Source organism: Aquitalea sp. FJL05, assembly GCF_003852595.1.
GTDB lineage: Bacteria > Pseudomonadota > Gammaproteobacteria > Burkholderiales > Chromobacteriaceae > Aquitalea > Aquitalea aquatilis.
The window spans coordinates 1-12,349 of sequence record NZ_QAJS01000025.1; the positions used below are offsets into that span (position 1 = coordinate 1).

Genomic DNA, 12,349 nt, shown 5'->3' on the forward strand with positions numbered 1-12,349 from the left:
GTACTGTTGGCGCCGGCGTGGTAGCAAAAATTCTTGCTTGATTAATAGGTTTATAGGCCAGTAGCTCAATTGGTAGAGTATCGGTCTCCAAAACCGAGGGTTGGGGGTTCGAGACCCTCCTGGCCTGCCAATTAAGACCAGCCGGCGCTTTGCGCCGGTTGGTCTTTTGTCGCATACGCGCAGAGAACATTCCGCACATGGAAATGCAAGATAAACTCAAGCTGGCTTTGGCCGGTCTGTTGGTAGTGGCCGGTGTTGTTGGCTTCTACATGATTCCTGAAGACCAGGGCGTGTTGCGCGCGCTGGCATTCATTGCTGGCGTTGCGCTGGCGGCGGGTGCGGTTTGGTTGTCGCATCCGGGCAAGGATTTTGTTGCCTATGCCAATGACTCGCTGGTCGAGGCGCGCAAGGTTGTGTGGCCGACGCGCAAAGAAGCCATGCAAATGACCGGCATGGTTTTCGTCTTCGTTCTGGTATTGGCCCTGTTCATGTGGATGGTGGATTCGGGTCTGTCCTGGTTGTTTTACGATGTAATTCTTGGTCGAGGTAGATAATGGCAAAGCGCTGGTATGTTGTGCATGCTTATTCTGGTTTTGAGAAGAGTGTGCAGAAGGCGCTGCGTGAGCGCATCGAGCGTTCCGAGGTTGCTGACCTGTTCGGTCAGATCCTTGTTCCGGTCGAAGAGGTGGTGGACGTCAAGAACGGTCGCCGCTCCATTACCGAGCGCAAGTTCTTCCCCGGTTACGTGCTGGTCGAAATGGACATGACCGACGATACCTGGCACTTGGTGAAGAGCACTCCCAAGGTGACTGGTTTTGTTGGTGGTACGGCTAACCGCCCGGCGCCGATTTCCAAGAAGGAAGTCGAGGCCATCATGCAGCAGATGCAAGAGGGTGTGGAGAAGCCGAAGCCGAAGGTGCTGTTTGAAGTGGGTGAGAAGGTCCGTGTTATCGATGGTCCCTTCAATGACTTCAATGGCTCGGTGGATGAGGTTAATTACGAGCGCAACAAGTTGCGTGTGTCTGTGCAGATTTTTGGTCGCGACACGCCGGTTGAGCTTGAATTCAGTCAGGTAGAAAAGCTGTAATTCTGCTTGGCAGTTAGTTTGTAAGCGTATATACTCTTGCGCTTTCGTCCGGGAAGCGAGTGCACGCTCGCGCTATACCCATTTTAGGAGTTTTAAACGTGGCAAAGAAAATTGTCGGCTATGTAAAGCTGCAAGTGCCCGCTGGTAAGGCCAACCCGTCCCCTCCGATCGGTCCGGCCCTTGGTCAGCGTGGTCTGAACATCATGGAATTCTGCAAGGCGTTCAACGCCCAGACCCAAGGCATCGAGCCGGGCCTGCCGATTCCGGTTGTGATCACTGCTTATGCAGACAAGTCCTTCACCTTCATCATGAAGACGCCGCCGGCGACCATTCTGCTGAAGAAGGCTGCTGGTATCAAGTCCGGTTCCGCCAAGCCGCATACCGACAAGGTAGGCAAGGTAAGCCGTGCTCAGCTGGAAGAAATCGCCAAGACCAAGCAGCCGGATCTGACCGCTGCTGATCTGGACGCCGCTGTACGCACCATCGCCGGCTCCGCCCGTTCGATGGGTCTTGAAGTGGAGGGTGTGTAAATGGCCAAGCTTTCCAAGCGCCTGCAAACCCTGAAGGCAACTGTTGATCGCAACAAGCTGTACGCTGTTGAAGAAGCAATTGCTCTGGTTAAGACCGCAGCTACCGCCAAGTTTGATGAGTCGATCGATATCGCCATCAACCTGGGTGTTGATCCGCGTAAATCCGACCAAGTAGTTCGTGGTTCGGTTGTTCTGCCGCGTGGTACTGGTAAGTCGGTACGCGTTGCTGTATTTGCTCAAGGTGCCAACGCCGAAGCCGCCAAGGCTGCCGGTGCTGAAGTTGTCGGTTTCGACGACCTGGCCGAGCAAGTGAAAGCCGGCAACCTGAACTTCGACGTAGTCATTGCTTCCCCGGATGCAATGCGCGTTGTTGGTCAGCTGGGTCAAATCCTCGGCCCGCGTGGCCTGATGCCGAACCCGAAGGTTGGTACTGTTACCCCGAACGTTGCCGAAGCCGTGAAAAACGCTAAGGCCGGTCAGGTTCAATACCGTACCGACAAGGCAGGTATCATTCACGCTACTATCGGTCGCGCTTCTTTCGAAGCCGATGCGCTGCGTGAAAACTTCACCGCTCTGGTTGATGCCCTGGTGAAAGCCAAGCCGGCAGCCTCCAAGGGCGTGTATCTGAAAAAGATCGCCGTATCCAGCACCATGGGTATTGGCGCTCGTGTAGATACCAGCTCGATCAGCGCCTAAGCTGATGCGAGTTAGGCAGGGCGGTTCGCCGCCTTGCCATTGGCTTTGGGCTGGCAAGCTTGCTTGCCGGATTGTCAAAGACCGTAGGTGCCGCAAGGCTTAATCGCAAACCGCTGCCCAGCGGTAAGTATCCTACGCAGATGGTGTACCCGTAGTAGGCTTCTGAAGAGTTCAGGGCTCATGTAGCTCAGGGGTAGAGCACTCCCTTGGTAAGGGAGAGGTCGGCGGTTCAATTCCGCCCATGAGCACCAGTTTCCCTTCTCTATGTTGTCTCCTGATAGGTCGCCGCTGCAAAGCGGAGCAGAAATTTTTCTGCTTCATTTCAGTCTAGGAGGTAGACCTTGAGTCTCAATATCGAAGATAAAAAGGCAGTCGTCGCTGCTGTAGCTGCCGAGCTGGCCGCTGCTCAGACCCTCGTCATCGCCGAATATCGGGGCATCGAGGTAAGCAGCATGACCAAGCTGCGCGCTCAGGCGCGTGCGCAAGGCGTTTACCTGCGCGTTCTGAAGAACACGCTGGTACGCCGTGCGGTAGCTGGTACCCAATTCGAAGCGCTGGCCGAACAAATGGTTGGCCCGCTCGTTTACGGTATCTCTACCGATCCGGTTGCTGCTGCCAAGGTGCTGCATCAATTTGCCAAGGCTGACGACAAGATCATCGTCAAGGCAGGTTCTTACAATGGCGACGTGCTGAATGCTGCTCAGGTTGCTGAGCTGGCTTCTATCCCGAGCCGCGAAGAACTGCTGTCCAAGCTTCTCTACGTTATGCAGGCTCCGGTTGCAGGCTTCGCCCGCGCCCTGGCAGCACTGGCAGAGAAGCAAGCCGAAGCCGCTTAACTTATTTGATTCTTATAGAATTCAGGAGATTTTTACATGGCAATCACCAAAGAAGACATCCTCGAAGCCGTTGCTGGTCTGACCGTAATGGAACTGAACGACCTGGTTAAGGCGTTCGAAGAGAAGTTCGGCGTTTCCGCTGCTGCCGTTGCCGTTGCCGGCCCGGCTGCTGGTGCCGCTGCTGTTGAAGAAAAAACCGAGTTTGACGTTGTTCTGAACGCTGCTGGCGACAACAAGGTAAACGTGATCAAGGTTGTTCGTGCTATCACCGGTCTGGGCCTGAAAGAAGCCAAGGACATGGTTGACGGCGCTCCGAAGACCGTGAAAGAAGCCGTTTCCAAGGCTGAAGCTGAAGAAGTTCTGAAGCAACTGACCGAAGCCGGTGCCAAGGCTGAAATCAAATAATCTTCTTTGAAAAAAGAAGGTGAGGCTGGCGGAGAAATCCGCCAGCCTTATTGCGCTTGTAATTGGCCGAAACAAAGATAGTAAAAGCCAGCAATTACCCGGCGTGGCTGCTGACTTTTGGTTTCTTGCGCCACTACCACCTCGATGGAGACTCTATGAGTTATTCGTTTACTGAGAAGAAGCGTATTCGTAAGAGCTTTGCGAAACGCGCCAGTGTTCTCGATGTCCCATTCCTGTTGGCGACCCAGATTGATTCTTATGCCGATTTCCTGCAACTGGGTGTACCGCTAGATCAGCGCAAGGATGCTGGTCTGCAAGCCGCGTTCAAGTCGATCTTCCCGATCAACAGCCATAATGGCTATGCGCGTCTTGATTTTGCTCACTACATCCTTGGCGAGCCGCCGTTTGACGTGCAGGAATGTCAGCTGCGTGGCATTACCTATGCCGCTCCGCTGCGTGCCCGTATTCGTCTGACCATCCTGGACAAAGAGTCGTCCAAGCCGGTGGTAAAAGAAGTGCGCGAGAATGAAGTGTACATGGGCGAAATTCCGCTCATGACCACCAATGGTTCTTTCATCATCAACGGTACCGAACGCGTTATCGTTTCCCAGCTGCATCGTTCCCCGGGCGTGTTCTTCGAGCACGACCGCGGCAAGACCCACTCCTCTGGCAAGCTGCTGTTCTCCGCCCGCGTGATTCCTTACCGCGGTTCCTGGCTGGACTTCGAGTTTGACCCGAAAGACCTGCTGTACTTCCGTATCGACCGTCGCCGCAAGATGCCGGTGACCATCCTGCTGAAGGCACTGGGTTACAGCAACGAACAGATCCTGTCCGAGTTCTACAGCTTCGATACTTTCTATCTGACCAAGACCGGCGTATTCATGCGCGTGGTGCCGGAACGTCTGAAGGGCGAAGTGGCCAAGTTCGATATCGTGGCTGCCGATGGCAAGCTGATCGTGGCCAAGGACAAGCGCATTACCGCCAAGCACATCCGTGATATCCAGACTGCACAGCTGGATCGCATCGAAGTGCCGGCTGACGTGTTGCTGGGCAAGGTGCTGTCGCACAACGTCACCAATGTGGATACGGGTGAAGTGCTGGCGCGCGCCAACGAAGAAATCACCGAAGAGCTGCTGGCCAAGCTGGCACTGGCCGAGATCGACCAGGTGGAAGTGCTGTTCACCAACGATCTGGACCAGGGCGGTTATATTTCGCAGACCCTGCGTACCGACGACAGCCTGGACCGCCTGCAGGCTCGCGTTGCCATCTACCGCATGATGCGTCCTGGCGAACCGCCGACTGAAGACGCGGTGGAAGCACTGTTCCAGCGTCTGTTCTTCAGCGAAGAAACTTACGATCTGTCGCGCGTGGGCCGCATGAAGTTCAGCTCGCGTACTTATCAGTACAAGTTCGATGAAAAGACCCCGGAGTGGTTCAAGTCGCTGATTGGCGAGAAATTCGCCCATCGCCGCGACGTGATGGAAGGCACGTTGTCGACTGAAGACATCGTTTCCGTCATTGCCATCCTGTGCGAACTGCGTAACGGCCGTGGCGAAGTCGATGACATCGACCATCTGGGTAACCGTCGCGTGCGTTCCGTGGGCGAACTGGCCGAGAACCAGTTCCGTGCCGGTCTGGTACGTGTTGAGCGCGCAGTGAAGGAACGCCTGAATCAGGCCGAGTCCGACAACCTGATGCCGCACGACCTGATCAATGCCAAGCCGGTGTCGGCCGCGATCAAGGAATTCTTCGGTTCCTCGCAGCTGTCGCAGTTCATGGACCAAACCAACCCGCTGTCGGAAATCACCCACAAGCGCCGTGTATCGGCCCTTGGCCCGGGTGGTCTGACCCGCGAACGCGCCGGCTTCGAAGTGCGTGACGTACACCCGACCCATTATGGCCGTGTATGCCCGATCGAAACCCCGGAAGGTCCGAACATCGGTCTGATCAACTCGCTGTCCGTGTTTGCACGCACCAACGAGTTCGGTTTCCTGGAAACACCGTACCGCAAGGTGGTGGACAGCAAGGTCACCAACGAGATCGACTACCTCTCGGCGATTGAAGAAGGTCGTTACGTCATTGCTCAGGCCAATGCCGAGCTGGGCGAAGACGGTACCCTGATCGACGAACTGGTTACCTGCCGTGAAAAAGGCGAAACCATTCTGGCTACCCCGGACCGCGTGCAGTACATGGACGTGGCCACGGGTCAGGTGGTGTCGGTTGCTGCCTCGCTGATTCCCTTCCTGGAACACGATGACGCCAACCGTGCCTTGATGGGTGCCAACATGCAACGTCAGGCCGTACCGTGCCTGCGCCCGGAAAAGCCGTTTGTCGGCACGGGTATCGAACGTTCGGTCGCTGTTGACTCCGGTACCACCGTGGTTGCCCGTCGCGGCGGCGTGGTGGACTACGTTGATGCCAGCCGCGTTGTGGTGCGTGTCAACGATGAAGAAGCGGTTGCTGGTGAAGTGGGTGTGGATATCTACAACCTCACCAAGTTCACCCGTTCCAACCAGAACACCAACATCAACCAGCGTCCGGTGGTGAAGGTGGGCGACAAGATCGCCAGTGGCGACGTGGTAGCCGATGGTGCTTCCACTGACCTGGGCGAACTGGCGCTGGGTCAGAACATGACCATCGCCTTCATGCCGTGGAATGGTTACAACTACGAAGACTCGATCCTGATCTCCGAGAAGCTGGTGGCAGAAGACCGCTACACCTCGATCCATATCGAAGAACTGTCGGTTGTCTCCCGTGACACCAAGCTGGGACCGGAAGAAATCACCCGTGATATTCCGAACCTGTCCGAGCGCATGGCAGGCCGTCTGGATGAAGCCGGTATTGTCTACATCGGTGCCGAAGTGGAAGCCGGTGACGTACTGGTGGGCAAGGTAACACCGAAGGGTGAAACCCAGCTGACGCCGGAAGAAAAGCTGCTGCGCGCGATCTTCGGCGAAAAAGCCTCCGACGTGAAGGATACCTCGCTGCGTGTTCCGACCGGCACCGTAGGTACCGTGATCGACGTGCAGGTGTTCACCCGCGAAGGTATCGAGCGCGACAAGCGCGCCCAGTCCATCATTGATGCCGAACTGAAGCGCTACCGTCTCGACCTGAACGACCAGCTGCGTATTTTCGAAAACGATGCCTTCAGCCGTATCGAACGTCTGATCCTGGGCAAGGTTGCCAATGGTGGTCCGAAGCGTCTGGCCAAGGGTACTGCCATCGACAACGAATACCTGGACAGCCTGCCGGTCAAGCACGACTGGTTCGACATCCGCATGAGCGACGAAGACATCGCCAAGCAGCTGGAGCTGATCAAGGAAAGCCTGGTACAGAAGCGCGAAGAATTCGACCTCAAGTTCGAAGACAAGAAGCGTAAACTGACCCAGGGCGATGAATTGCCGCCTGGCGTGCAGAAAATGGTCAAGGTTTACCTGGCCGTGAAGCGTCGCCTGCAGGCCGGTGACAAGATGGCTGGTCGTCACGGTAACAAGGGTGTGGTTTCCCGCATCCTGCCGATCGAAGACATGCCCTATATGGGCGATGGCCGTCCGGTCGACATCGTGCTGAACCCGCTGGGCGTACCGTCGCGTATGAACATCGGTCAGATTCTGGAAGTGCATCTGGGTTGGGCTGCCAAGGGTATTGGTGAGCGCATCGATCGCATGATCAAGCAACAGAAGGATGTTGCCGACGTTCGCGCCTACCTGGAGCAGCTGTATAACGATACTGGCAAGACCGAAGATCTGGCAGGCCTTTCCGATGCCGAGATCCTGGATCTGGCGGACAACCTGCGCAAGGGCATGCCGTTTGCCACGCCGGTATTCGACGGCGCCAAGGAAACCGAGATCAAGCACATGCTGAATCTGGCTTATCCGAGCGGCGACGAACTGACCGAGCAGATGGGCTTTAACGAGTCCAAGACCCAGATGACCCTGTACGATGGCCGCTCCGGCGAAGCTTTCGACCGGAAGGTTACCGTGGGTGTGATGCACTATCTGAAACTGCATCACCTGGTTGATGACAAGATGCACGCCCGTTCCACCGGCCCGTACTCCCTGGTTACCCAGCAGCCGCTGGGTGGTAAGGCGCAGTTCGGTGGCCAGCGTTTCGGTGAGATGGAAGTGTGGGCGCTGGAAGCGTATGGCGCCGCCTACACTCTGCAGGAAATGCTGACGGTGAAGTCCGACGACGTAACCGGCCGTACCAAAGTTTACGAAAACATCGTCAAGGGCGAACACAAGATTGACGCGGGCATGCCGGAATCCTTCAACGTGTTGGTGAAGGAAATCCGCTCGCTCGGCCTGGATATCGACCTGGAACGTTATTGATTGGGTGAGAAGGCGCGGCATCATGCCGCGCCTCCTGTCCCCTGACTGGAGACGCAATGAAAGCTCTGCTCGACCTCTTTAAGCAAGTAACGCAAGAAGAAGAGTTTGATGCGATTAAAATCGGCATCGCCTCACCCGACAAGATCCGTTCCTGGTCTTATGGTGAAGTTAAAAAGCCGGAAACCATCAACTATCGTACCTTCAAACCGGAACGTGACGGCCTGTTCTGCGCCCGCATTTTCGGACCGGTAAAAGACTACGAATGCCTGTGCGGCAAGTACAAGCGTCTGAAGCACCGTGGCGTGATCTGCGAAAAATGCGGCGTGGAAGTGACCTTGTCCAAGGTTCGCCGCGAGCGCATGGGCCACATCGAACTGGCTAGCCCGACCGCGCACATCTGGTTCCTGAAGAGCCTGCCGTCCCGTCTGGGTATGGTGCTGGACATGACCCTGCGCGACATCGAACGCGTACTGTACTTCGAAGCATTTGTCGTGACCGATCCGGGCATGACCCCGCTGCAATATCGTCAGCTGCTGACCGAAGAAGACTTCCTGGACAAGGAAGACCAGTACGGTGAAGAGTTCGTCGCCATGATGGGTGCCGAAGCCGTACGCGAACTGCTCAAGCGTCTGAATCTGGATACCGAGATCGAGACCCTGCGTCGCGAGCTGGAAGCCACCAATTCCGATACCAAGATCAAGAAGATTGCCAAGCGCCTGAAGGTGCTGGAAGCCTTCCAACGTTCCGGCATGAAGCCGGAATGGATGATTCTGGAAGTGCTGCCGGTGCTGCCGCCGGAACTGCGTCCGCTGGTACCGCTGGATGGCGGCCGTTTCGCCACCTCCGACCTGAACGACCTGTATCGCCGCGTCATCAACCGTAACAACCGCCTGAAGCGTCTGCTGGAACTGCGTGCACCGGACATCATCGTGCGCAACGAAAAGCGCATGCTGCAGGAATCGGTTGACTCGCTGCTGGACAACGGTCGTCGCGGCAAGGCCATGACCGGCGCCAACAAGCGTCCGCTGAAGTCGCTGGCCGACATGATCAAGGGCAAGGGCGGTCGTTTCCGTCAGAACTTGCTGGGTAAGCGCGTGGACTACTCCGGTCGTTCCGTGATTACCGTAGGCCCGACCCTGCGTCTGCATCAGTGCGGTCTGCCGAAAAAGATGGCGCTGGAACTGTTCAAGCCTTTCATCTTCCACAAGCTGGAAGTCATGGGCCTGGCCTCCACCATCAAGGCTGCCAAGAAGCTGGTCGAGCAGGAAGTGCCGGAAGTATGGGACATCCTGGAAGACGTGATCCGCGAACATCCGGTGCTGCTGAACCGTGCGCCGACGCTGCACCGTCTGGGTATCCAGGCATTCGAGCCGGTACTGATCGAAGGCAAGGCCATCCAGCTGCATCCGCTGGTCTGCGCGGCATTCAATGCCGACTTTGACGGTGACCAGATGGCCGTTCACGTGCCGCTGTCGCTGGAAGCGCAGATGGAAGCCCGCACCCTGATGCTGGCTACCAACAACGTGCTGTCCCCGGCCAACGGCGACCCGATCATCGTACCGTCCCAGGATATCGTGCTGGGTCTGTACTACATGACTCGCGACAAGGTAAACGGCAAGGGCGAAGGCATGGTGTTTGCTGACACCAAGGAAGTGCATCGTGCCTACGAAACCCGTCAGGTCGAACTGGCTACCCGCATTACCGTCCGCCTGAAGGAATGGGAAAAGGACGAGCAGGGCGAATTCCAGCCGGTGATCAAGCGCTACGACACCACTGTCGGCCGCGCCATCCTGTCGGACATCCTGCCGAAGGGCCTGCCGTTCGAGCACATCAACAAGGCGCTGAAGAAGAAAGAAATCTCCAAGCTGATCAACGTATCGTTCCGCCGTTGCGGCATTCGCGATACCGTGATCTTTGCCGACCAGTTGATGTACACCGGTTTTGCCTACTCCACCCGTGGCGGTATCTCGATTTGCGTGGACGACATGCAAATCCCGGGCAAGAAGGTCGAGCTGCTGGGCGAAGCTCAGAAAGAAGTCAAAGAGATTGAAGAGCAGTACCGTCAAGGTCTGGTTACCCAGGGCGAACGCTACAACAAGGTTGTGGATATCTGGGGCCGTACCGGCGACAAGATCGCCAAGGCCATGATGGACGAGCTGTCCAAGCAGAAGGTGCTGGATCGCGACGGCAAGGAAGTGGATCAGGAATCCTTCAACTCCATTTACATGATGGCCGACTCTGGTGCGCGGGGTTCCGCAGCACAGATCAAGCAGCTGGCCGGTATGCGGGGTCTGATGGCGAAGCCGGACGGTTCCATTATCGAAACGCCGATTACTGCCAACTTCCGTGAAGGTCTGACGGTTCTGCAGTACTTCATCTCCACTCACGGTGCCCGTAAGGGTCTGGCGGATACGGCCTTGAAGACGGCTAACTCCGGTTACCTGACACGTCGTCTGGTTGACGTGACGCAGGATCTGGTGGTGATTGTGGATGATTGCGGCACCAATAATGGCTTCGTGATGAAGGCGGTTCTGCAAGGCGGCGACGTGATCGAAGCCCTGCGTGACCGTATCCTGGGTCGCGTGACCGCGGTAGACGTGGTGGATCCGTCCACTGGCGAAACCGTACTGGAAGCCGGCACCCTGCTGGACGAGCACATGGTTGATGTGATCGACAGCCTGGGTATCGATGAAGTCAAGGTTCGCACCGCCATTACCTGCGACACCCGCTATGGTCTGTGCGCCAAGTGCTACGGTCGTGACCTGGCACGTGGCAAGCGCGTCAATGCTGGTGAAGCTGTTGGCGTGATTGCAGCCCAGTCGATTGGTGAGCCGGGTACCCAGCTGACCATGCGTACCTTCCACATTGGTGGTGCTGCGTCGCGAAATGCCGCTGCCAGCCAGGTAGAAGGCAAGTCGAACGGTACCGTACGCTTCTCCAGCCAGATGCGTTATGTGGCCAACTCCAAGGGCGAGCTGATCGTGATCACCCGCTCTGGCGAGGTGGTGATCCATGACGACATGGGCCGCGAGCGCGAACGTCACAAAGTACCGTACGGTGCCACACTGATGGTGACTGATGGTCTGGTGATCAAGGCTGGTGCAGTCCTGGCAACATGGGACCCGCATACCCGTCCGATCATTACCGAATACGCTGGCCGCGTGAAGTTCGAAAACGTGGAAGAGGGCAATACCGTTGCCAAGCAGACCGACGAAGTGACCGGTCTGTCCACTCTGGTCGTGATCGATCCGAAGCGTCGTGCCGGTTCGCAGTCCAAGATGCTGCGTCCGCTGGTGAAGCTGCTGGACGAAAATGGTCTGGAAGTGAAGCTGGCTGGTTCGGATGCCTCGGTATCCATTACCTTCCAGGTTGGCGCCATCATTACCGTGCGTGACGGTCAGGATGTGGGCAAGGGTGAAGTACTGGCCCGTATCCCGCAGGAATCCTCCAAGACCCGCGATATTACCGGTGGTCTGCCGCGTGTGGCCGAGCTGTTCGAAGCCCGTTCGCCGAAGGATGCCGGCATGCTGGCCGAGGTGACTGGTACCGTATCGTTCGGTAAGGACACCAAGGGCAAGCAGCGCCTGATCATTACCGATCTTGAGGGTAGCGGTTACGAAAACCTGATCCCGAAAGACAAGCACGTACTGGTGCACGATGGTCAGGTGGTCAACCGTGGTGAATCCATTGTCGACGGTCCGGTTGATCCGCACGACATCCTGCGTCTGCAGGGTATCGAGGCGCTGGCCCGCTACATCGTGCAGGAAGTGCAGGAAGTGTACCGTCTGCAGGGTGTGAAGATTAACGACAAGCACATCGAGGTGATCATTCGCCAGATGCTGCGTCGTGTCATCATCTCCGACAGCGGCGACACCGAGTTCATCCAGGGCGAACAGGTAGAACGCGCCGATGTACTGGAAATGAACGACAAGATGCTGGCGGAAGGTAAGGAACCGGCTCAGTACGAAAACGTACTGCTGGGTATTACCAAGGCATCCTTGTCCACCGACTCCTTCATCTCGGCGGCTTCCTTCCAGGAAACTACCCGTGTACTGACCGAAGCGGCCATCATGGGCAAGAAGGATGATCTGCGCGGTCTGAAGGAAAACGTGATCGTGGGCCGTCTGATTCCGGCTGGTACCGGTCTGGCTTACCACCGTACCCGTCGCCGTCAAGGCCTGGGTCTGGACACCACGCATTCGCAATTGCTGGAAGAACAGCCAGTAGACGAAGTGGAAAACAACAGCTGATTTTGCTAAAGCCAGCTGAGTGTTGAAAAAACGCTGCGCCATCAACGGTTAACGTTGAGGGCGTAGCGTTTTTTATTTGACGGTAAGTGATTGACTAAAATATAATCCTCCGTCCTTCTGGAGACGTGTTGTCTGCAGAATGAATCAACTAGGAACTGATAGTAATGCCAACCATTAACCAACTCGTTCGCAAGGGCCGTACGGTCCTGACCGT

General features: G+C 56.6%; 8 protein-coding genes and 2 tRNA genes. All 10 read left to right on the plus strand.

The features are described 5' to 3' along the window. Positions 1-54 precede the first annotated feature (54 nt). The 10 genes from DBR44_RS19320 to rpoC all read left to right on the plus strand — a co-directional run bounded on the left by DBR44_RS19320 (position 55) and on the right by rpoC (position 12,135). Positions 55-130 (plus strand) — tRNA-Trp (locus tag DBR44_RS19320). Positions 131-197: 67 nt separating this feature from the next. Continuing rightward, a complete protein-coding gene (gene secE, locus DBR44_RS19325) occupies positions 198-554 on the plus strand; it encodes a preprotein translocase subunit SecE (RefSeq protein WP_124645614.1) in 357 nt (118 codons plus the stop codon). Next, a complete protein-coding gene (nusG, locus tag DBR44_RS19330; protein ID WP_059287633.1) occupies positions 554-1,087 on the plus strand; it encodes a transcription termination/antitermination protein NusG in 534 nt (177 codons plus the stop codon). The genes secE and nusG overlap by 1 nt, the downstream gene beginning before the upstream one ends. Positions 1,088-1,185: 98 nt before the next feature. Further along, a complete protein-coding gene (gene rplK, locus DBR44_RS19335; RefSeq protein ID WP_059287632.1) occupies positions 1,186-1,617 on the plus strand; it encodes a 50S ribosomal protein L11 in 432 nt (143 codons plus the stop codon). Further along, on the plus strand, positions 1,618-2,313 hold the full coding sequence (gene rplA / locus DBR44_RS19340) for a 50S ribosomal protein L1 (protein WP_124645615.1): 696 nt from the start codon (positions 1,618-1,620) through the stop codon (positions 2,311-2,313). Positions 2,314-2,489: 176 nt separating this feature from the next. Beyond that, positions 2,490-2,564: transfer RNA gene (locus DBR44_RS19345), tRNA-Thr, on the plus strand. Positions 2,565-2,654: 90 nt separating this feature from the next. Further along, a complete protein-coding gene (rplJ, locus tag DBR44_RS19350; RefSeq protein ID WP_124645616.1) occupies positions 2,655-3,149 on the plus strand; it encodes a 50S ribosomal protein L10 in 495 nt (164 codons plus the stop codon). 36 nt (positions 3,150-3,185) lie between these two features. Further along, a complete protein-coding gene (gene rplL, locus DBR44_RS19355; RefSeq protein ID WP_059285903.1) occupies positions 3,186-3,554 on the plus strand; it encodes a 50S ribosomal protein L7/L12 in 369 nt (122 codons plus the stop codon). 155 nt (positions 3,555-3,709) lie between these two features. Next, positions 3,710-7,885, plus strand: coding sequence for a DNA-directed RNA polymerase subunit beta (gene rpoB / locus DBR44_RS19360; RefSeq protein ID WP_124645617.1), 4,176 nt, complete (start codon positions 3,710-3,712; stop codon positions 7,883-7,885). 56 nt (positions 7,886-7,941) lie between these two features. Continuing rightward, positions 7,942-12,135, plus strand: a complete 4,194-nt coding sequence (rpoC, locus tag DBR44_RS19365; RefSeq protein ID WP_124645618.1) for a DNA-directed RNA polymerase subunit beta' — start codon at positions 7,942-7,944, stop codon at positions 12,133-12,135. Positions 12,136-12,349 lie beyond the last annotated feature (214 nt).

What these genes read in the sequence shown, in the direction of transcription:
- rpoB (WP_124645617.1), top strand. Translation starts at nt 3,710, where the DNA reads ATGAGTTATTCGTTTACTGAGAAGAAGCGTATTCGTAAGAGCTTTGCG.
- rplA (WP_124645615.1), top strand. Translation starts at nt 1,618, where the DNA reads ATGGCCAAGCTTTCCAAGCGCCTGCAAACCCTGAAGGCAACTGTTGAT.
- rplL (WP_059285903.1), top strand. Translation starts at nt 3,186, where the DNA reads ATGGCAATCACCAAAGAAGACATCCTCGAAGCCGTTGCTGGTCTGACC.
- nusG (WP_059287633.1), top strand. Translation starts at nt 554, where the DNA reads ATGGCAAAGCGCTGGTATGTTGTGCATGCTTATTCTGGTTTTGAGAAG.
- rpoC (WP_124645618.1), top strand. Translation starts at nt 7,942, where the DNA reads ATGAAAGCTCTGCTCGACCTCTTTAAGCAAGTAACGCAAGAAGAAGAG.
- secE (WP_124645614.1), top strand. Translation starts at nt 198, where the DNA reads ATGGAAATGCAAGATAAACTCAAGCTGGCTTTGGCCGGTCTGTTGGTA.